This is a genomic window from Nitrosococcus oceani ATCC 19707 (assembly GCF_000012805.1).
GTDB lineage: Bacteria > Pseudomonadota > Gammaproteobacteria > Nitrosococcales > Nitrosococcaceae > Nitrosococcus > Nitrosococcus oceani.
In genome coordinates this window covers 1,441,012-1,462,876 of record NC_007484.1, presented here as the reverse complement: position 1 = coordinate 1,462,876, position 21,865 = coordinate 1,441,012, and the positions used below count along the sequence as shown (strand labels likewise).

Below are 21,865 nucleotides of genomic sequence, written 5' to 3'. Positions count from 1 at the left end.
TAGATATAACTTCCATTCGCTCTTGCTCCAAGATTTTTTATCTTGCCCCTTCTTTCTTATGTCCAGCAGTATAACTGCTTCTTTATGAACAAGCTTAGGAGAAAAATTCATGCTAGAGACTAAGCCCTCCAAAGCCCCTCCAACTATTTATTTAAAGAACTACCAAGCGCCTGACTATTATATTGAAACCATTGATCTGCACTTTGAACTCGGAGAAAAACACACAACGGTCCATTCCCGGCTCGCACTCTCCCGCCACTCAAAGGCCGATTCCCCCTCCCTTGTCCTGAATGGTGAAGAGCTAGAATTACTTTCAATTAAACAGGACGGCCAAGTTTTAAGTAAAAAGAATTATTATCAAGACTCGGAATCGCTTACCCTCCTCCAAGTCCCGGATTGCTTTACCCTGGAAATCGAGACTCGCATTTACCCTCAGGATAATACCACCCTCTCCGGACTATATACTTCGAGTGGCAATTTCTGTACTCAATGCGAAGCAGAGGGATTCCGCCGTATTACCTATTTCCTCGATCGTCCCGATGTGATGGCCCGTTACACCACCACCATTGTGGCGGATGAGAAAAAATACCCAATACTGCTTTCCAATGGCAACTTGATCGCTCAAGGCAAATGGGATACTGGCCGCCACTTTGCTAAATGGCAAGATCCTTTTCCCAAACCCTCCTATTTATTTGCTTTGGTGGCCAGCGATTTAGCCCGCATCGAGGATGAATTTATCACTCTATCGGGCCGTAAGATCCAACTGCATATGTATGTGCAACCTCATAACCAGGATCAATGTGACCATGCCATGGCCTCCCTCAAACGGGCCATGGCATGGGATGAGCAGGTCTATGGCCGGGAATACGATCTGGATATCTACATGATCGTTGCCGTGGATGATTTCAACATGGGCGCTATGGAAAATAAAGGTCTTAATATCTTCAATTCCAAATATGTACTGGCTAAACCGGAAACGGCTACCGACACGGATTATGAAAATATCGAGGCGGTGATCGCCCATGAGTACTTTCATAATTGGTCAGGTAACCGAGTCACTTGCCGGGACTGGTTCCAGTTAAGCCTCAAAGAAGGCTTTACGGTCTTTCGCGATCAGCAATTCAGCGCTGACCAGGGCTCATCCGCGGTCAAGCGAATCCAAGTTGTCAACCACTTGCGTAGCTATCAATTCCGTGAAGATGCTGGGCCCATGGCCCATCCCATACGACCGGAGTCCTACGTGGAAATCAATAACTTCTATACCCTAACCATATATGAGAAGGGTGCCGAGGTTGTGCGCATGCTTTACCGTCTATTAGGTACAGAAGGCTTCCGCAAGGGGACCGATCTTTATTTTAAACGCCACGACGGTCAGGCCGTCACCACTGACGATTTTGTCCAAGCTTTGGAAGACGCTAATAATACTGACTTTTCGCAGTTCCGCCTTTGGTATAGTCAGGCGGGAACGCCAGAACTACGGATTAGCCGCATTTATGATCCCGAAATGTCTACTTACACCCTTAAGGTAAAACAGACCTGTCCCCCTACGCCGGAGCAACCCCATAAGGCGCCTTTTCATATTCCCCTGGCTATCGGCTTGCTCGATGCGGAAGGAAGGGATCTGCCCCTACGCCTTGCCGGAGAGGCGGAAGCAATTACTGGTACCCGGGTTCTCGAATTACGTCAAGCAGAAGAAACCTTTGTTTTTCAAGATATTCCTTGTAAACCGGTGCCGTCCCTATTACGTGGTTTTTCAGCGCCAGTCAAACTTTATCTGGGCCTTAGCAATGAGGAATACTGTTTTCTTCTTGTCCATGACAAGGATCATTTCAATCGCTGGGAAGCAGGCCAACAACTGGCCATCAAAATTCTTCTGGGACTGGTGGAAGATCACCAGCAAGGAAAGCCGCTTATTTTAGATCCTGCCTTTACCAATACGATTGAAAAAATCCTAGCGGGCGACGAATCAGACCAAGCCTTTGTGGCTCAAATTCTAACATTACCCTCTGAGCATTATCTGGCTGAATTTATGACAGTCATCGATCCAGAGGCCGCTTATAAAGCGCGCCGTTTCCTTCAGCGCGGCCTTGCTGAAGCCCTGCACAGTACTTTTACCACCACTTACGAATCTCTAGCCGGTACTAGTCCCTATCACTCCTCTCCTGAAGAGATAGGCCGGCGTAAGCTGCGCAATATCTGCCTTGAATATCTCATGACGCTGGATGGGCCAGACATTAAAAGCCGCTGCCTTCAGCAATTTAACGAGTCCGACAATATGACCGATGTCATTGCTGCTCTCTCTAGCCTCGCGGATACCGAAAGTTCTGAGAGAAAAATCGCTCTCCAAGCTTTTTATAACCAATGGAAAAACGACTCTTTAGTCATGGATAAATGGCTTTCTCTCCAAGCCCTCTCGCGGCGCCAGGATACACTTACTATCGTTAAAAAACTCACCCAGCATCCTGCTTTTAAGCTAACTAACCCTAACAAAGTCCGCGCCCTTATTGGCGCTTTCTGCCAGGGAAATCCAGTTCGCTTTCATGATCCCAGCGGTGAAGGTTACCGTTTTCTTCGGGATTATATTCTTAAACTCGATCCGCTTAACCCGCAAATTGCGGCCCGTTTAGCCAGCACTTTTAATCTCTGGCGGCGTTATGATCAAAACCGGCAAATAATAATGAAGGAGCAATTAGAACACATCGTTAACTCACCCCGGATTTCTAAAGACGTTTATGAGATTACCACAAAGGCCCTGGGCTAGCGGAAAGTGGGGTTGGCTTTCGCCTGCTCTTACGAGCCACCGCTTACGCAAGTTAAGGTTCCCTCGCTCGGTTATCTCCCGGTTTCTCCCACCCTTGCGGGTCAATCCCTTGAGGGAGCACTGCCCGTTATCCCGACCCGTGCTGTTTAACCCCCTGGCGCAGCAGTGTTCGGAGCTGGGAATGCAGCCCGAAGTGCCTATTTTTACCGGCTGAGGTAACATAAGCTCGTCAGCCAGAATTCGCGAGTAACGTCTCCTACCGAAGTAGGGAGCTGGTTGAGTCAATGACTGATCATTTAAAGACATGGAGGTATGCAAATTTCAGTTAAACCGGGGACTCAACATCAGGGCTTTACTTTAAGAAGCCGCTTTTTTCTTAGCAGCAGGCAAAGCTTCTTTTTCCGCCCAAATCATAAGAATTTGGGAGAACGCCTGAATACGCCCATCAACTGACGTAATCATATCCGCCATTTCACGGGCCAGCCGCCAGCTTTCGGCTTTGTACTTGGAACGCTCAATCCCGGTGGCCGCTTTGGCCAGCTCCGCCAGCAGCGCTATGGCCTGCTCGGGTTGCTCAAGTTTCAGCGCCACCTCGGCCAACGCCTGCAAAGCACGAGCTTTGTCCTGCGGGTTTCGAATACGCTTCACCACCTCCAAAGCCTTTGAACATGATTGCTGGCGAAAAAAGCCAGGGCGCTCTTTTTCAGCAGTGCCGGGTCTCTGGTTTGTTGCGCCAGGAGGCGCAAGTCCCGCTCCATCAACCAGATCTGTCCTCGGTCGCTGTAATAAAGGGTTGTGAGGGAGACGGCAATAACCGCCATCATCCCGGCCGCTGCCAACCCCCCGTTTCGACGCTGTCGGCTCTTTGCAATCAAGACTTCCTTTTGCGCTCGCTTGCTCCCCCACACCAAATAGGGGTGTTGTTTTTGAATGAGCCTCAATTCCCGCCAACGCAGCAGATAGCGCGCGGCGCGCTGATTCCCCATCCATTCGTTGACCCGCCGGTCCAAGAGTTGGTTGGCTTTGTCGGCCTCGGACAAGGTCTTGCCGGCCAGTCGGCGCAAGGCGGGAATAAGACGTTCATGGGCCAGTTCATAGCCCGGCTCCTTTTTCTGGTGTCTGGCCGTGACCAGCCGGATGTCCCCCCGCGACAACCAGTGCACGGCTTCCTTGGCCTCTTCAGCCCTCAATAACCCGGAAAGCTTGCATTGAAGATCGCTCAGCGTCAGGACTCCCGCCCGGGTGCTGCTTTCCAGATCCACCAAGGCCAGCAATACCTTGACCGCCGCCTGTCGGCGCGCCTCGGTTTCCCGCGCCTGGAGCACCTGTTGCAGGAAGCGCTCCAGCAGCTGTTCGATCCCGCCGAGCTTTTGGTAGGTGGAACGATCGAAGGCTTTTCGCTCGGCCCCTTTTTGGGCCTTGATCATCCAGGTCAGAATTTGCAGATCGACCGGGGAAACCAATCCATCCCGGGGGCTGGCCAGTTCCTGGGCGGTGAGCTCTTGCGCAAACTCTTCATCGAACCCCAAAGCTTCGGTTTTCGCCATCACCCGCAACACGCTGGCGGCTTCCCGGGGTTCGAACTTCTCCAGATAGAAGCTTTCATTCGGGCCGAGCGAATAGCCCATGGCTTCCTGAAGTTCATACAGGTGGCCCACATAATCTTTGCAGATGCTGATCAGGAGCCGGACGGGATGCCCGGATTGGCCGTACCAAGCGGCCAAAGCCTCCAGAAACGGTTGGCGGTCGGCTTTGTAGCGCTGGTGGACAAAAAACTGCTCGAATTGATCAAGCACCAGCACGACCCCCTTATTGTCGGAGGACGCCGGCTCACCGCCGGCGGCCGCCTCGAGAATGGCAGGGACATCCAGCTCATTCACCGGGGCTTGTGGGATCTCTGTCTGTTGCGCCAACGCCTGCCGAATGACCGCAAGAGGGTTGCGCTCGGTTAATTTGACGTAGAGGCAACGAAAGCCCCGGCTTTCCAGACCGGGCCAGAGCCCGGCCTGAAGGAAAGAGGTTTTGCCACAGCCGGACTCCCCAGAGAGGACCCCGAAACGAAATTCCGGGTGGGTGACATTATCCAGGCATTTACGCAGACTGTCGGTTCGTCCCAGACGCTTAAAAAGGTCGGCATCTTAATAGGTGAAGGACCACAGGCCCTTGACGGCGCTGCGTTCGCTGAGATCAATGGGTGAGATTTCCTGCTCGCGCGCCTTGGCTCGAATAGCAAGGATCAGGGCGCTCAAAAAAAGCGCGATCAACAGCACCCCATAAACCCACGGATACCCGTCCAAGAAATCCTCGGGCAGCTCCTGGCCCATCAGCCAAGGATAAAGCGCCTTGATTGAAACGGGGTTGAGTAAGACCGCAGCAGCCACAAAGCAGAGCATGAGCAGTGCCACCCAATTCCTGGTGCGCACCTTCTCGGCGAGCCAATTGATAAACTGAGTGGAGTCCTCTGCCTTCTGCCAGAGGGACTCTAATCCCGGAAGAATCATCAGCGAAAAATCTCTTGGGCCTTATTGCGTGAGACGGAAAAATAGAAGTTATCGGGCTTCCGTTTCAAGCTTTCCCCGATCCGAGCGCGGCCCCAGAAATCCGTAAGATGCGTGCCAGGAAGCACGGTGACAGACAATTGGAGTTTCGCCATGACTGACTGCGGTTCGGTCCCACCTCACCTTGTCAAGTCTGGAGAATTCGCGCTTCAATGGGTGCCTTGGGCTGGCCACGACTTAGCGCGCAAGGCCCTCGGTTGGGTATCACCCTCCACGCGCATCACTTCTCCTCCTCCCGAGGATAGGTCGCACTTGTGGCAACGGGAAAATCATAGCGCGAATTCATGGCAAAACGCAAGTAACCTGGCCCTCGCGCTCGATGCGCCATTTCACTTCGCACGCTCGCTGGGGGGTCGTTCACCATCCATGGAGAACTCCGAAGCAGTAATCGGTCCACCCCTTGGACCATAGCCGCGTTCTGCTGCTGCAAGGGCCTCCGAAAATACCTTGCGAGCAAGGGTACTCAGTCAACCTCATTTTCCTACCCGTACTAGACCCCCTAACCTTCGGCTATCAAGCGCCTGGCATAACATTTTATGGATAGGCTCGGGTTTTTCTTCCCGCAAGGCCCGAGCGAGCAATTCCCTCGCATACTGCTGGCTAAAATTCCTTATTATCCACTTGATTCGGGGTAAATCGCCAGCGGTCAGACTGAGGTTATCTATCCCCATACCCAGCAATAATATAGCCGCCGTGGCCTCACCCGCCATCTCGCCGCACACGCTAACGGGCTTATGGTGCCGGCGGGCCACCTTCACTACTGTGAGAATGGCGGCCAAAACAGCCGGATGGAGGGAATGATATAATTCCGCCACCCGCTCATTACTGCGATCAACCGCCAGCAGATATTGAGCAAGATCGTTAGTGCCAATGGAAAGAAAATCCACTCGCCGCGCCAACGCTTCCACCTGATAGACCGCGGCAGGCACCTCAATCATGACCCCTACCCGAGGCCAAGTAACCCGAACACCTTCCTCTACCAGTCCTTCATAGGCCCGCCGCACTATATGTAGAGCTTCTTCCAACTCAGAAACCGCGCTAATCATGGGAAACAGCAAATTCAGGTTACTTAACCCTTCGGCTGCCCGGAGTGACGCTCGTACTTGAGTCAAAAATATAGTATATCTTATTAAGAATAGGACATTTAAATTACCTCCGGGATGACTTGACACATAGAAGATCGAGCAGGTATTTATCAAATTCAAGTTTTTACCTGCTTCGCGGAGCCTGATATGCAGAACAACTCAAACAAAAACGTTGAAGGAATACAGGGATGTACGACGACCCCCCCCAGCGAGCGTGCGAAACGAAGTGGCGCATCGATCGCGAGGGCCGCATAAAGTGATGTCTGCGGCGGGCAAAATTGGCGGTAGAATAAGCGCGGCTAGGCAGTATTATCAGTACCCCCTAGCCACTTGCCACCGACCCAATAGGACGAGTATTGAGGCCATGACCCAATGCGATTCTACCACCCTTCAGCGGTCCTATACATTCCGCTTTTACCCCACGAGCGTCCAGCGCCAGCAACTCGCGATGGAGTTTGGCCATGCCCGGTGGGTCTGGAACACCTGTCTGACCTGGCGTGGCCGTCAATACCGGCTGCACGACAAGCATGTTAGCGGCGTTGACTTTAGCGGGCACCTCACCAAGCTAAAAAAGACGGCGGCCTATGGTTGGTTAAAAGAGGCCAGCGCGACCACACTCAATCAAAAGCTTAGAGACCAGGACACCGCGTTTAAAAACTTCTTTGCAGGGCGAGCGAAGTATCCCCGTTTCAAAAAAAGAGCCCACGCTCAAAGCATCCGCTATCAACTTGACCAACGCCAGGTAGCGGGAAGGTATCGAGCGGGCAAGTTGCTTAAACTCCCCAAGCTTGGGGCACTCAGTTTAAAATGGTCTCGTAAGCCCCAGGGTATACCCAAAATGGTCTCGGTCACCCAGGACTGCGCGGGTTGTTATTGTGTTTCGTTCATGTGCGAGGAAACCCTCCAACCCCTACCGCGAAAGCCAAACGGTATCGGTATTGATGTGGGTATAAGCGATGTGGTGGTGACCTCCGAGGGCTGGAAGTCAGGCAACCCACGGCACCTACGCACTTATCGGCGTCTACTCACCAAAACCCAGCGCAGGCTATCCCGCAAGCGCAAGGGAAGCGTTCGCTGGCATCGTCAGCGAGTAAGGGTCGCCAAGGCCCACGCCAGGGTGAGCAACACCCGTCAGGACTGGTTGCACAAACTCACCACGGCACTGATTCGCCAGGCGGGGTTCATTGCCATGGAAACGCTCAACGTCAGGGGCATGATGGCCAACCGGCGCATCGCTAAAGCCTTGGGCGATGTAGGCATGCACGAACTCAAGCGGCAACTGGAATACAAAGCCCCGTGGTATGGCCGGGCGTTTAGGCAAGTGGATAGGTGGGCGCCGACCAGTAAAACGTGCTCGGCGTGTGGCGCAGTGCAAAAAGCCATGCCGCTCAAAGTGCGGCAGTGGACCTGCTCGGACTGTAAGTCAGTCCATGACCGCGATATTAACGCGGCTAAAAATATTTTAAGGTTAGCTACGGTTGGGAGGACCGGAAGTGATGCGCGTGGAGGGGTACACAAACCGGAGGTGGCTTATGGCTGCTGAAGGACTCCGTGGAAACGCGAATTGTAGCAAGGCGAGGGAGCTTGTCGGGAACAAGCGAACGAGACTTAGCCGCAAACTCCAACTTTTAAGCCTATCAGCCCTACTTCTGCTGATCGCTTGCGCTACCTCCCCCACAGGTCGGTCTCAGTTGGAGTTTTTCCCTTCTAGCCAAATAGCGCAAATGGGAAAGGCAGCTTATCAACAAATCAAACAAGAAACACCTGTTTCAAAAGATCCGCAAATCAACCGCTATATACGCTGTGTAGCCAATGCTATCACGCCGCTAGTCCCTCCTCTTGAGAACGGGGAGCAGTGGGAAGTAACTGTATTTAAAGCCGACCAAGCCAATGCCTTTGCCTTGCCGGGAGGCCATATCGGCATTTACACCGGTCTTCTTTCAGTAGCTGAGAACGCTGATCAGCTTGCGGCGGTCATTGGCCATGAAATTGGCCATGTCATCGCCGAACACGCCAATGCTCGCATGTCTACCCAATACGCTACCCAAGCTGGCCTTCAACTCATTCAAGCATTGGCGGGCGTTCCTGGCAGCGCCACCGGACAGCAGCTCATGGCCCTAATGGGGGTAGGCGCCCAAGTGGGGATTATCCTACCTTTCAGCCGTGCTCAAGAAAGCGAATCAGATATCCTTGGCTTACGCTACATGGCTCAGGCTGGTTTTGATCCGCGTCAAAGCATTCAACTGTGGCAGAACATGATGGCAGCTAATGATGGACGCAAACCACCTGAATTTCTATCCACCCATCCTTCTGAGAAAACCCGCATTAGCGAACTAGAACAACGCTTACCCCAAGCGCTAGATATCTACCAGCAAGCACTTTCTGAAGGCCGGCAACCAAAATGCAAACGATAAAGCTAAAATTGGCATTCTCCCGGCCCTCCGAAGGAGAGGGTTTGGCGCGGCTAACTAATAGAGAAATAGCTAAGCAGAGGAAGAATAAGCATAATCCTAGCTATGATTTATTAAAAACAAAAACGCCTGCTAAGAAGCAGGCGTTTTCCAAGGTAAGACTACTTATTCGGCTGAGGGGTCATGCGCAGATAAGGCTTAATTTCTTCGTAGCCTTTGGGAAATTTCTCTTTAAGAACCTCCGGATCTGTTAATGACGGAACGATCACGCAATCATCGCCATCTTTCCAATCTACTGGTGTCGCCACGCTATAATTATCCGTCAGTTGTAGAGAATCGATAACCCGCAGAATCTCGCCGAAATCACGGCCTGTACTCGGGGGATAAGTAATGACAGCGCGAATCTTCTTGTTGGGATCAATAAAATAGACTGAGCGCACTGTTACCGTTTCACTGGCGCCAGGATGGATCATATCATAGAGTTCGGACACCTTCCGATCCGCATCAGCAATGATAGGAAAATTCACTTGGCATCCTTGGGTTTCATTAATGTCGCTAATCCACCCCTTATGGGAATCCACATCGTCAACGCTTAGGGCCGCCACCTTGACGTCACGCTTTTTAAACTCATCCGCTAGCTTGGCGGTGGTACCTAGCTCTGTGGTGCACACTGGCGTGTAGTCGGCAGGATGGGAATAGAGCACCGCCCAGCCGTTACCAATCCAGTCATGAAAGTGAAGCGGACCTATTGTGGACTCTTGCGTAAAATCCGGCGCGACATCGCCGATATGTAATGCCATGACGCTTTCTCCTAGTAAGTTATTTTATAAATAGCGAATGATAGCGAATAGATCTGAAGAACGCCAACCTCTCTAATCCCGGCGGCTTTCCATTAGGCGCTCTGTACTGCCTTCTCCGATCGAACTTCATGAAATTCCCGGCCCGCTCTGACTTCATCAACATAACCCGCCCGGACTACAAAATCCCCAAAGTGCTCGCCCTGTTGTCGCTCTCTGGCATAGTGTTCAAAAAGAGGACTCAACGTTGCAATAATCTCGTCCTCTGTCAGAGACTCCCGGTAAAGCTTATTCAAGCGCTGACCGGCAAAACCCGCCCCCAAATAAAGGTTATAACGGCCCAGGGATTTACCCACCAGCGCGATTTCACTTATGTAAGGCCGGCTGCAACCATTTGGACAGCCGGTCACACGAAGGGTGATCGGCTCATCGGCAAGCCCTGCTTTCTCCACCACTGCTTCCAGCCGAGCCAGAAACCCCGGCAACATACGCTCGCTTTCAGCCATAGCCAAGCCACAGCTAGGCAATGCCACACAAGACATGGCATGCTGACGGATAGGACTAAACCGTTCGGGCATCGGAATACGGTATTTTTCCAGTAAAGCCTCGATGCGCGGCTTATTGGTTTTGGAAATATTCGCAATGGTCAAATTCTGATTGGTAGTCAGGCGAAAATCTCCCTTATGGATTTTGGCGATTTCCCGCAGACCCGTCATCAGAGGCTGATCCAGCGTATCCTTGATACGGCCGCTTAGCAAGAATAGCGTAAGATGCCAACGGCCCTTTGAATCCTCGACCCAGCCAAAATGATCGCCATTACTTTCGAAATGAAATGGGCGCGCCGGTTCCAAATCCCAGCCTAACCGTTGGTTAAGCTCAGCTTTAAACCAATCAATGCTACGGCTATCAATCGTATACTTGAGTCGCGCCTGCTTACGATCGCAACGATTACCGAAATCGCGCTGAATTTTGAGAATATTCTCCGCTACTTCCAGCAGCTGGCTAGGGGTACAGAAACCGATGACATCTCCCAAGCGGGGATAGGTTGATGGTTCGCTATGAGTCATGCCCATGCCACCACCCACGCAAATGTTAAATCCAACCAGGCGGCTACCTTTTGCGATGGCAATAAGTCCGAGATCCTGGGAAAAAACATCAATCTCATTGTTTGGCGGAATAGTAATGCCTATTTTAAATTTACGGGGAAGATAAGTCTCACCATAAATCGGCTCTTCATTTTCAGGTAATGTACCCGCTACCTTTTCCTTCCCCATCCAGATCTCATGATAAGCTTGGGTCTGAGGCAAGAAATGATTACTCAACCGCTTGGACCACTCATAAACCGTTTTATGAAGAGGGGAGAGGTAGGGATTATTATGACAGACCACATTACGATTAACATCCCCACAGGCGGCAATGGTACTTAATAGCGCCTCATTAATCCCCGCGATGGTGCTTCTGAGATGGCGCTTGACCACGCTATGAAACTGAAAAGTTTGTCGGGTAGTAATACGCAGGGAGTTATTAGCGTATTTACGCGCCAACTCATCCAGCTGCAACCATTGTTTCGGCATGCAAACCCCGCCTGGCATCCGAACTCTCACCATGAATGAATAGGCCGGCTCTAGCTTCTGGCGCATCCGTTCCGTACGCAAATCCCGGTCATCCTGCTGGTAAGTGCCGTGGAACTTAAGCAGTTTGGTATCCTCCTCCACGACCGCACCCGTTGCTAGATCGGCCAAGCCTTCCTGGATTGTTCCGCGCAGATATCGGCTCTTTGCCTTAATCTTCTCTACCGCACTAAGTTTACTTTTTTGCTGCAAATCGTGAGTCACTGCCCCAAACCTCGTCAATATACATCTCGTTGATAGCGTCTGCCTTGTTGCAGGTCTCTCATGTATTCAACCGCTTTTTCGCGGGATACGCAACCTTCCTTTTCCACAATGGCAAGCAACGCCTCATGGACATCGGGCGCCATATACTCAGCATCGCCGCAGACATAAAAATAGGCACCTTCCTCTAACCATGCATATAATTCACGGCTATTTTCAAGCATCCGGTGCTGAACATACGTTTTTTTCTCTTCATCCCGGGAAAAAGCCACATCAATTCGAGTTAACACGCCTTTTTTGCGGTAATCGAGCCATTCCCGCTGATAAAGAAAATCAGTATGAAAATGCCTATCCCCGAAAAACAACCAATTCTTACCCTTGGCACCAGCAATCTCCCGCTCTTCCAGAAAAGCACGGAAAGGGGCCACGCCAGTCCCTGGGCCTATCATAACAAGAGGTGCATTGAGATCTTCTGGAAGGCGAAAATTTTTATTGCTGTCCACATAAACTGGCACCGTGCCATCCTCGGGAACCCGTTCGGATAGGAACGTGGTAGCCACTCCCTTGCGACTGCGCCCATGGCTTTGATAGCGGACCACCGCCACCGTCAGGTGAACTTCATCAGGATTAGCCTGATAGCTGGAAGCAATGGAATAAAGCCGTGGCGGCAACTTTCTCAGTAAGCCGACAAATTGATTGGCCGTGATTCCAGGCAAAGGAAAACCACGAATAACATCAATAACTTCTCGGCCATGGATGAAATTCCGAAGCTGCGACCGGTTTTCTTCTTGTAGCAGTCTGCCGAGTTCCCGCGACTCAACTAATGTAGCATATTTTTCCAGGAATGGCCGCGTAATCGTAGTGATTTCATAGCCATGAGACAAAGCATCCTCTAAAGTAGTATCCTCCCCCTTGCCATTGGTAACAATCGCCCGGGGATCAAGTCCTGATACCTCTATAAATTCAGCCACCAATTCTGGGCAATTACTCGGAACAACGCCTAGGGAATCTCCAGGCTCAAACGAAAGTTGCGAGCCCTCTAGGGACAGCTCGATATGCCGAACGTCCTTACTAGAACCTCGCCCCGTAATCCTGAGATTTTCTAATAAGGTCGCAGAAAAAGGATTTTTTCTCGAATAGCTTGAGGCTGTGGCCTGGGTAGCTACCGCGGGGCTAACAGCTACTACCGCCGGCGTGTCGAGCTGCTTGGAAAGCGCCTGCAGTATTCCATCTATCCAAGCATCAGCGGCGTCGTCGTAGTCCACATCGCAATCCGCCCGCTGAGAGAAACGCTTTCCCCCTAGCTCTTCTAAGCGCGTATCAAAGTCCTTCCCAGTCTTACAAAAATACTCATAACTGCTATCCCCAAGCGCCAAAACCGAAAACTGAAGACCATCCAACTTGGGCGCTTTTTTGCTATGAAGAAATTCATGGAATGCTTCGGCATTATCCGGGGGATCACCCTCACCATGGGTGCTGACAATAACGAAAAGGTAATTTTCCCGTTTCAACTGCCGGGGCTTGTAGCTTCCCATATCTTGTAACGTAGGAACAAAACCGGCCTGGGACAGTTGGGCGCATAGCTTTTCCGCAAGCTTTTCCGCGTTACCTGTTTGAGAACCAAATAATACCGTGGCAGTCCGAATAGCAGCACCAGAATCTGCCAGTGGCTGGGCTGCTATAGGCTGCACCATGTTCGTGGCTCCTTGCTGGGCTGCATTAAAACCAGCAAGATAACCGCTGAGCCAGGTCATTTGTTCAGCGGAAAGCTCAGGGATAAGGCGGTTTAAAGATTCCACCTGTTTTTCGGTAAAAATGCTGTTTTGAGTACTAAATAAATCGTGTCCCATGGCGAATTATGTCAGTGCTTCCTAGTAATTCTTATGACTTGCCAAAAAACCGTGATGATTCTGGCGATAAGCCTTCATTAAGGCAAAAAAATAGCAAACAAGCCTTATAATGTAAAGTAATAAAAAATTATTTATTATACTTTTTTTATATATACAACAGTAAATTGCTTAGCAAACAGAGTAAAGACATTTCTAACATTGGAATTAAACATGGATGTTGAATGACCCCCTCATGAGCGTGCGAAGTGAAACTTTGCTGCGAGCGCGGGGGCCAACATGGCTTGCGTTTCGCCACCAATTCGCGCTATATTTTCCCTCTTGCCAAGAGCGCGACCTACCCTCGGCAGGAGGGTAAGTGATGCGCGTGGAGGGTGATACCCAACCGAGGGCCTTGCGCGCTAAGTCGTGGCCAGCCCAAGGCACCCCTTGAAGCGCGAATTCTCCAGGCTGATGAGGTTTTGTGTAGGAACAAAATTGACATCAGTCATGGCGAAACTCCAATAAAAATATGCGCTCCCAAGCGGGATTATAAAATGAAATGGCGCGCCAAGCGGGAAAATATCACCACATATGCTTGCTATCGCCCATTTCCGTATAATCGGTCCTAGGCTTATAAGCAACGAATACCGATTTATTTACCAAATAGCGCGTTAAGCATCGCTCAATGCGGGCGGTGATATAAGCGCCTTGCAGAACGAAGCAGGAAGGTTCCCGGGGCGACCCAAGAATTTCCGCCCAATCGGGCGGAGAGTGTCAGAAATGGAGCAAATTATATGCAAATTGACGTGTTTGATACCTATGTCACTACAACGGAAGGCAAACGACTTCATTTTGATGTTTTCCTTCCTACGGGCAAGCAGGGAGAACTTGCGCGGCAATATGCTAAAGAGTGGCTTGAAAGTATCGGTATCCATGCAAAAGATGTCCAGCAGGAATCTTGCGCTTATTGTCATAGTGAAGCTGCTAATCCTAAAGTACAGCAACACATCAAACAACACGGATACTATATTTATCAGATGGAGGGCTGCCCTTCGCCAGAGCGATAAGCTAATTCGCGCTAAGGTAATCTGCGAGTATTTTGCCGCAGCACTTAATCTTTATCAGACTAGTTTTAATAAGGTTCCGCAGCTCCGGCTAGTACTGTTCCCCCGGTTAAAAGCACTTAGTTTTTCTAAGTGCTTTTTTTTGCCCGCGAAAAGGCTTCTGCCATTGCCCCTCCTTGAACAGTTGGCGGCAACTTAGCTTTACTACGCCGAGTTTTTTTCATGTGCCCTTTAGCTGCAAGCTGGGATGACTGTTTTTCTTCCATCTCGCCTAATCGCATGGTTAAGCCAATTCGCTGACGAACGTTATCAACCTCCAGGACTTTTACTTTCACAATATCCCCTGCTGAAACGATCTCATGAGGATCTTTTACAAACCGGTCTGCCAAGGCGGAAATATGCACTAACCCATCTTGATGCACCCCTACATCCACGAAAGCACCAAAGGCAGTGACATTGGTGGCCACACCTTCTAGGATCATTCCTGGCTTAAGATCCTCCAAAGTTTGGATCTCTTCCTTAAATGCTGCGGTTTTAAAGGCAGGCCGAGGATCCCGCCCTGGTTTCTCGAGTTCCCTGAGGATATCTTGAAACGTAGGCAGACCAAATTGCTCATCGATGAATAAGGCCGGGTCAAGGGAATTCAGAAAATCACTATGACCAATCAAACGGTGTATATCACGCCCGGTCGCAGCCATGATTTTTTGCACGACAGGATAAGTTTCTGGGTGGACTGCTGAGGCATCAAGCGGATTATCCCCTCCTCTGATGCGCAGGAAGCCGGCTGCTTGCTCAAACGTCTTCACTCCAAAACGGGGAATCTGCTTGAGGCCCTCGCGGGAGGCAAAGGGGCCATGAGTATCGCGGTACTCCACAGTGTTGCGGGCTACCGTGGAAGTAAAGCCGGATACATAGGACAGCAGGGCTGGAGAAGCCGTATTGATATCAACCCCCACTGCATTAACACAATCTTCCACGGCGCCCACCAGCGCCCGACCTAGCTGGGACTGATTGACATCATGCTGATACTGGCCAACACCGATAGATTTGGGATCGATTTTAACTAGTTCCGCTAGAGGATCTTGCAAACGGCGAGCAATGGAAACAGCGCCTCGTAAGGAGACATCAAGATCCGGAAATTCTTGGGCTGCACCAGCAGAAGCAGAGTATACAGAGGCACCCGCTTCGCTTATCAGTAGCTTTTGTAGCTCGAACTGCGGGAATTTCTTTAAAAGTTCCACCACCAACTGCTCAGTTTCCCGGGATGCCGTACCGTTGCCAATACCAACCAATTCAACCCTATGCTTCTTTAACAAACTAGAGAGAATATCAATCGCAGCATCCCACTGTTTTTGGGGTGGATGGGGATAGATCGTGGCGGTTTCTAGTAGCTTCCCTGTCTCATCGATGACGGCAACTTTCACACCCGTACGGAAACCAGGATCGAGTCCTAAAATTGGACGGGGACCTGCCGGAGCAGCTAATAGCAGACTACGCAAATTCCGGGAAAAGACGTCGATAGCTGTTTCCTCTGCCTGCTCACGCAGGCGTAGTTTGAGATCCGCCTCTAGGCGGGGGTAAAGCTTTATTTTCCAAGCCCACCGTACAGCTTGCAGCAACCAAGCATCAGCAGGCCGTCCTTGCTCTCTAACCCCGAAATGTTTAGCCATCATGAATTCACAGGGATGTTCTTCTCTCCCCTCCCTAGCGGGCGTATCTAGGGTTAATTTAAGCACTCCTTCATTCTGACCACGAAAAAGCGCCAAGGCCCGATGGGAGGGAATTTTGCAAATGGCTTCTTGGTAATCAAAATAATCCGCGAACTTACAGCCTTGTTCCCCTTTCCCATCCTGAACTTTAGCCCTCAGCTCACCCTGTTTCCATAGGTATTCCCTGAGCTGGCCCAACAAACCAGCCTCCTCAGCAAAATGCTCCATTAAAATCCGCCGCGCACCTTCTAAGGCTGCTGATACCTCTTCAATACCCTTATCCGGATTTAAATAATCCGCCGCTATTGTTTCTGGATCGAGTTCCGGATTTTCCAACAGCTGTAATGCGAGCGGTTCAAGACCTGCCTCACGAGCCATTTGCGCTTTAGTGCGCCGCTTTGGCTTATAGGGCAGATATAAATCTTCCAACTCGGTCTTGGTCATTGCCGCTAGAAGCTGCTGTTCTAATTCCGCAGTTAGCTTATCTTGTTTTTCGATGGAACATGCAATCGTCTCCCTGCGTTCTTCAAGCTCGCGTAAATAAACTAAACGGCTTTCTAAATAACGCAGCTGAGTATCATCCATCCCACCCGTAGCTTCTTTTCGATAACGGGCCACAAAAGGCACCGTGGCGCCTTCATCTAATAGGCATATAGCCGCACTTGCCTGCTCACGCTGGATTTCGAGCTCCTGAGCAATTATCTCTGCCGATTTCATGGTTTTTTACACAAAATGTTTTTTATATTTTGAAGTGCGATTCAAGCGTGACGTTCATTTAGCGTGCCACACTATCATATTACTTAATTACTTTTCCTTTGGCACCTAGGATTAGGAAATAACACCCTAGGGCGAGACATTTTTACTTCTTATAAATAAAATCCCGGAAGGACTGCGGTAAGCTGTGTAACTTACTCAGGCGATAAATTCGGGGTATCTGGGGGGTTGGGGAGGCGACGGTTTACCTCTGGTAAATGAAAATGGGTATGAGTAAGCGCGGAAAGATGATATTCAACAGGAATATGGTACTCGCGGTGGAAGCTCACACTCATCAAGAGCAAATGGTAATCCGGCCGCTCCCGCTCACCCATCGAGCGTAAGCAAAAGACCAATCCCCAGGAAAGGTGAAACGAGGATTTTTTTGTTTTATTTAATAAATTAACACGTTTTTTTAAATTCTCGCGCAGTACCCCCACCCCCCACATCCCCCAGGAAACCGTTTTGACAATTACCACGGCAAGCGCAGACTTCTCCAATCCCCAGACAAAAATAATTAACATCGTCCCCGCTGATGCGCTCCAGGCAAGAATACCAAGAGGGCCTCCAATAATTACTTTTATACTATCCTTATTCATTTTATTATTTTTAATAGGATTTACATTAGTGTGCTTCATAAGTTAACCAGTCCTCACCAAAACCATGGGCTTGGCAGAAAAGTCCTTATTCTCAGCCCATGCTAATACGCGGTTCTACCTTCCCTCGGCTAAAAGCCGAGGGAAGGTAGAACCGCGTACCCCTCTCTTTAAGTAACGCTAATCAAGAGCATTCATTATTTTCAACCTGCCCTCAGCCATTGCGCTAACCCAAGAGACTTTCATACTCCATATCAATCTAAAAATCAACTTAAATAAAAGATGTATTTTTATTACTTAAAACAAAGAATTAGATTTTGTATACTATACCTTTTACAAAATTCATAAATACATCCCCCTGCTTTTCCTCCCCTTATCTTCAGTGCTCTATTATTTTAGACCAGTGCGTAAAAACAAGTTCAAAATAAGCCGGTTAATTATTGATTTATAAATTATTTATATGCCTATTAAGAGCTGTTTGCTTTGCTAACTGCAACCAGCTTAGTAAAATAGAAAATTTGCAAATTTTCAGCTTCTTGCGTAACGGATTCCATTATCTTGCAGCCACAACTAAAAACCTTAGCCTCAAAAATTTCCTCCTGCATGCAGCGCGATCAGCATCGACTAAAACGGCGCCTGCAACGGCTAACTAAAGGAAATTCAAGTTACAATTTAGGCCACCTAACCCAGGCCATTGAAGACTCTCGCCTATGGCGGGAACAGCGCCAAAGCCAACTGCCCAGACCAGCTTTTGAGCAATCCTTGCCAGTCATTGAACGGCGAGAGGAAATTGGCGCAGCTATCCGTAATCATCAAGTGGTGATTTTATGTGGCGAGACGGGTTCTGGAAAAACCACCCAATTGCCTAAAATATGCTTGGAACTGGGCCGCGGCGTTGCGGGTATGATTGGCCATACCCAACCACGCCGAATTGCGGCCCGCACTGTAGCCAACCGAATTGCCAAGGAACTCAATAGTGATCTGGGGCAAATCGTGGGCTATAAAGTCCGTTTCCATGATCAGGTTAGCCCTAGCACCTATATTAAGCTCATGACCGACGGTATTCTCTTGGCTGAAACTCAGGGGGACCGCTTTCTAGACCAATACGATACCCTCATTATCGATGAAGCCCATGAGCGCAGTCTCAATATTGATTTTCTGCTGGGCTATCTCAAGCAACTGCTGCCAAAACGGCCTGATCTCAAGGTTATTATTACCTCTGCCACGATTGATACCGAACGCTTTTCCCAGCATTTTGGCCAGGCCCCCATTATCGAGGTTTCCGGACGCACTTATCCGGTAGAGATCCGCTATCGCCCCCTTTGTGGCGAACAAGAAACCCAGGAGCGGAACTTATCTGAGGGTATTCTAGATGCCGTGGATGAACTGTCGCGTCTGGGTCCAGGGGACATTTTGGTTTTTCTCCCTGGGGAGCGGGAAATACGCGAGACTGCCGAGGCATTGCGCAAGCATCATCCCCCCCATACCGAAATCCTGCCCCTTTATGCCCGGCTTTCCTCCACCGAGCAGAACCGGGTTTTCAAACCCCATTCGGGAAGACGCATCGTGCTAGCAACAAATGTTGCGGAAACGTCTTTAACGGTGCCGGGTATTCATTACGTTGTAGATCCGGGCTTGGCCCGCCTGAGCCGCTACAGCGTACGCAGCAAGGTGCAGCGGTTGCCTATCGAAAAAATTTCCCAATCCAGTGCTAATCAGCGGGCAGGCCGTTGTGGCCGCGTTGCGACCGGCGTTTGCATCCGGCTCTATAGCGAGGAAGATTTTCTCGGCCGGCCTGAATTTACCGATCCGGAAGTCCTCCGAACTAATCTGGCATCGGTTATTCTGCAAATGAAGTCTTTGCAATTGGGAGCGGTAGAAGATTTTCCCTTTCTCGATCCCCCCCTCCCCAAAATGATTAATGATGGCCTGCGGCTGCTAGCTGAACTGGGGGCCGTAGACAAGGCCCAGAATTTAACCCCCCTAGGTCAACGACTGGCGCGATTGCCCATTGACCCTCGTATTGGCCGAATGGTATTGGCAGGTGACGAATTCCATTGCCTTAGCGAAATGCTTATCATCGCCAGCGCCCTCAGTATTCAAGACCCACGGGAGCGTCCGCTTGAGGCCCAGCAAGCCGCCGATGAGGCCCATTCCAGGTTTCAAGATGAACGCTCTGATTTTCTCTCTTATCTGAAATTGTGGGAGGACCTTCATCGCCAACGAGCCCGTCTCTCCCAAAATAAGCTCCGAGCCTACTGCCGGGAACATTTTCTTTCCTATTTGCGCCTCCGAGAATGGCGCGATATCCATCAGCAGCTCAAACTACTGGCCACCAATATTGGCTTTCGCCCCAATCAGGTGGCAGCGGAATACGGAGCTATTCATCGGGCGCTGCTCACGGGTTTGCTGGGCAATATTGCTGTTAAATCGGAAAAAGATCACTATCTGGGTGCGAGAAATATTAAGCTCCAGATCTTCCCTGGATCTGCTCTCTTTAAAAAGAGTCCCAAGTGGATCATGGCGGCGGAACTGGTGGAAACCTCCCGGCTTTATGCTCGCTGCGCCGGTAAAATTGAGCCTGAATGGCTTGAAGCTCTTGCCCTCCATCTCGTTAAACGCAGTTATTTTGACCCCCATTGGGAGAAACGCCCCGCTCAGGTAATAGCCTATGAACGGATCACCCTCTACGGTCTTACGGTGATTCCTAAGCGCCGGATTCATTATGGTCCTGTTAACCCCGAAGAGGCGCGGGAAATCTTTATTCGTGAAGCCCTGGTTAATGGCGACTATGATACCCAGGCCCCCTTCTTCCGCCATAACCAAAAACTCATCGCAGAAATAGAGGAACTAGAGCACAAGAGCCGGCGGCGGGATGTGCTTATTGATGAGCAGAGCCTCTATCAATTCTATGAGGAGCGGCTTCCAGCGGGAGTCTACAATGGCGCTGGCTTTAAGAAATGGCGCCAGCAGGCGGAGAAAAAAAATCCCCAACTATTATTCCTCAGCCGGGAAGAGTTGATGCGCCATGATGCAAAAGAGATAACAGGAGTGCGTTTTCCCGATCAAATGACCGTAAAAGGTCTCCCCCTTGCCTTGTCCTATCACTTTGAACCGGGCCATCCCGCGGATGGGGTAACGCTAACCGTCCCCCTCGCCGTGCTCAATCAATTGGAAGCAAGCCATTTTCAATGGCTAGTCCCAGGACTGCTTAAAGAAAAAATCATTTGCCTAATTAAAGCCTTACCTAAGGGCCTGCGCCGTAATTTCGTGCCCGTGCCTGATTTTGCAGAGGCTTGTATTCGCGCCTTATCTCCGGCGCAAGGTCCGTTGTTGGACAGGCTAGCTCGCCACCTCCAAAGCATGACGGGAGTCCCCCTCTCTGCCACCTGCTGGCAAGAAGTAGATCTGCCACTCCATCTGCAAATGAATTTCCGGCTAGTGGATGAAAAAGATAAAGAGTTGGCTACAGGCAGGGATTTAGCCATCCTGCAACGACAGTGGGCCAGCAAAGCCCAGCGCAGCTTTCGAGGCTGGGATAATAGCGAGCTAACCCGTGAAGGAATCACCCAATGGGATTTTGGCGAATTGCCAGAACGGATTGAATTAGAACGCCAGGGGCTTAAACTCAAGGGTTATCCCGCGCTGCAGGATACAGAAACCGCAGTTTCCCTGGTCATTATGGATTCAGCCGAGGCGGCACAGGAGATTACCCATCTGGGATTGCGGCGCTTATTTATGCTAGCATTAACTCAGCAGATTAAATATTTAAGAAAAAATCTGCCGGGCATTCAAAAAATGTGCTTGCACTACACTAGCCTCCCGGCCATGCCGTGGGGAGACAGTGCCCCCTCCCAATCCTCTTGCGAAAGCCTCAAAGACGCCTTGATTCAGGGAATCATAGACCGCACTTTTATCCTCGACCACCCCCCCGTTCGCAACGGGGAAAAATTCATGGCCCGTAAGGAAAAAGGCTGCGGCGAACTGATGAGCACCGCCAATGAATTTTGCCGTCTCATAGAGGAAATTCTGACCGAATATCACGAGGTCGTCAGGCAGCTAAAGGGCAATCTTCCTTTTGCATGGCTAAACTCCATTCGTGATATGAAGGAACAACTAACCCATTTGGTCTATCATGGCTTTATCAACCAGACGTCACCAATATGGCTCATTCATCTTCCCCGTTATCTCAAAGGGATAAAACTGCGGCTTGCAAAATTGCAGGAGAACCCCCGCCGAGATCAGCAACGGCAGGCAGAAATCACCCCTTTATGGCAAGCTTATCAAAAAAGAATGGAAATACAGCACCAGGAAGACGGCGTAGTACCCGCCCTGGAAACTTATCGCTGGATGTTGGAAGAATACCGGATCTCCCTTTTTGCCCAGGAACTGGGGACCAAGCGCCCAGTCTCCCCTAAGCGGTTAGCCGCTCAATGGAAAGAGATTTAATTAAAACCCCAAATATCGCTC

At 50.3% G+C, this 21,865-nt stretch carries 15 protein-coding genes; 6 read left to right on the top strand and 9 right to left on the bottom strand.

Annotation, left to right across the window (positions count from 1 at the left end; genetic code table 11):
• Window positions 1-109: 109 nt before the first annotated feature.
• Window positions 110-2,761, top strand: coding sequence for an aminopeptidase N (gene pepN / locus NOC_RS07155; RefSeq protein WP_002811744.1), 2,652 nt, complete (start codon window positions 110-112; stop codon window positions 2,759-2,761).
• 357 nt (window positions 2,762-3,118) lie between these two features.
• Here pepN and NOC_RS07150 read toward each other — a convergent pair whose 3' ends face one another.
• Genes NOC_RS07150 through NOC_RS07140 form a run of 3 tightly spaced genes read right to left on the bottom strand, consistent with a single transcriptional unit; the run spans window position 3,119 to window position 5,262 of the window.
• On the bottom strand, window positions 3,119-3,409 hold the full coding sequence (locus NOC_RS07150) for a hypothetical protein (RefSeq protein WP_002811557.1): 291 nt from the start codon (window positions 3,407-3,409) through the stop codon (window positions 3,119-3,121).
• A complete protein-coding gene (locus tag NOC_RS07145; protein WP_342341970.1) occupies window positions 3,406-4,878 on the bottom strand; it encodes an ATP-binding protein in 1,473 nt (490 codons plus the stop codon). The genes NOC_RS07150 and NOC_RS07145 overlap by 4 nt, the downstream gene beginning before the upstream one ends.
• A 21-nt stretch (window positions 4,879-4,899) precedes the next feature.
• On the bottom strand, window positions 4,900-5,262 hold the full coding sequence (locus tag NOC_RS07140) for a hypothetical protein (protein ID WP_002809937.1): 363 nt from the start codon (window positions 5,260-5,262) through the stop codon (window positions 4,900-4,902).
• A gap of 126 nt (window positions 5,263-5,388) precedes the next feature.
• Here NOC_RS07140 and NOC_RS18145 point away from each other — a divergent pair, with 126 nt between their 5' ends.
• Window positions 5,389-5,730 (top strand): hypothetical protein, encoded by a 342-nt coding sequence (locus tag NOC_RS18145; protein WP_244860102.1) that lies wholly within the window; start codon window positions 5,389-5,391, stop codon window positions 5,728-5,730.
• A 62-nt stretch (window positions 5,731-5,792) separates the two neighbouring features.
• Here NOC_RS18145 and NOC_RS07130 read toward each other — a convergent pair whose 3' ends face one another.
• Window positions 5,793-6,491: a putative PEP-binding protein gene (locus NOC_RS07130; protein ID WP_002810370.1), complete on the bottom strand. Its 699-nt coding sequence runs from the start codon at window positions 6,489-6,491 to the stop codon at window positions 5,793-5,795.
• Window positions 6,492-6,663: 172 nt separating this feature from the next.
• Here NOC_RS07130 and NOC_RS07125 point away from each other — a divergent pair, with 172 nt between their 5' ends.
• Entirely contained in the window at window positions 6,664-7,947 is a 1,284-nt protein-coding gene (locus NOC_RS07125; protein WP_002810212.1) for an RNA-guided endonuclease InsQ/TnpB family protein, read from the top strand.
• A gap of 181 nt (window positions 7,948-8,128) precedes the next feature.
• Window positions 8,129-8,818 carry a M48 family metallopeptidase gene (locus tag NOC_RS07120; RefSeq protein ID WP_002809879.1) on the top strand — a complete coding sequence of 230 codons (690 nt, stop codon included), beginning with the start codon at window positions 8,129-8,131 and terminating at the stop codon, window positions 8,816-8,818.
• 158 nt (window positions 8,819-8,976) lie between these two features.
• Here NOC_RS07120 and NOC_RS07115 read toward each other — a convergent pair whose 3' ends face one another.
• The 3 genes from NOC_RS07115 to NOC_RS07105 all read right to left on the bottom strand — a co-directional run bounded on the left by NOC_RS07115 (window position 8,977) and on the right by NOC_RS07105 (window position 13,294).
• Window positions 8,977-9,615, bottom strand: coding sequence for a peroxiredoxin (locus NOC_RS07115; protein ID WP_002808898.1), 639 nt, complete (start codon window positions 9,613-9,615; stop codon window positions 8,977-8,979).
• Between the two features lie 92 nt (window positions 9,616-9,707).
• Window positions 9,708-11,447, bottom strand: coding sequence for an assimilatory sulfite reductase (NADPH) hemoprotein subunit (gene cysI / locus NOC_RS07110; RefSeq protein ID WP_002809703.1), 1,740 nt, complete (start codon window positions 11,445-11,447; stop codon window positions 9,708-9,710).
• A 14-nt stretch (window positions 11,448-11,461) separates the two neighbouring features.
• Complete coding sequence (locus NOC_RS07105) at window positions 11,462-13,294, bottom strand: assimilatory sulfite reductase (NADPH) flavoprotein subunit (RefSeq protein ID WP_002811012.1); 1,833 nt, start codon at window positions 13,292-13,294, stop codon at window positions 11,462-11,464.
• 773 nt (window positions 13,295-14,067) lie between these two features.
• Between NOC_RS07105 and NOC_RS07100 the strand changes: the two genes are divergently transcribed.
• A complete protein-coding gene (locus NOC_RS07100; RefSeq protein WP_002809251.1) occupies window positions 14,068-14,340 on the top strand; it encodes a DUF2024 family protein in 273 nt (90 codons plus the stop codon).
• 125 nt (window positions 14,341-14,465) lie between these two features.
• Here NOC_RS07100 and NOC_RS07095 read toward each other — a convergent pair whose 3' ends face one another.
• Window positions 14,466-16,763, bottom strand: a complete 2,298-nt coding sequence (locus NOC_RS07095) for a Tex family protein (protein WP_002810453.1) — start codon at window positions 16,761-16,763, stop codon at window positions 14,466-14,468.
• Between the two features lie 191 nt (window positions 16,764-16,954).
• A complete protein-coding gene (locus tag NOC_RS07090; RefSeq protein WP_244860098.1) occupies window positions 16,955-17,398 on the bottom strand; it encodes a hypothetical protein in 444 nt (147 codons plus the stop codon).
• 588 nt (window positions 17,399-17,986) lie between these two features.
• Here NOC_RS07090 and hrpA point away from each other — a divergent pair.
• The gene (gene hrpA / locus NOC_RS07085; RefSeq protein ID WP_425311387.1) at window positions 17,987-21,844 is read left to right on the top strand and encodes an ATP-dependent RNA helicase HrpA; all 3,858 of its coding nucleotides are present in this window, start codon (window positions 17,987-17,989) and stop codon (window positions 21,842-21,844) included.
• Window positions 21,845-21,865 lie beyond the last annotated feature (21 nt).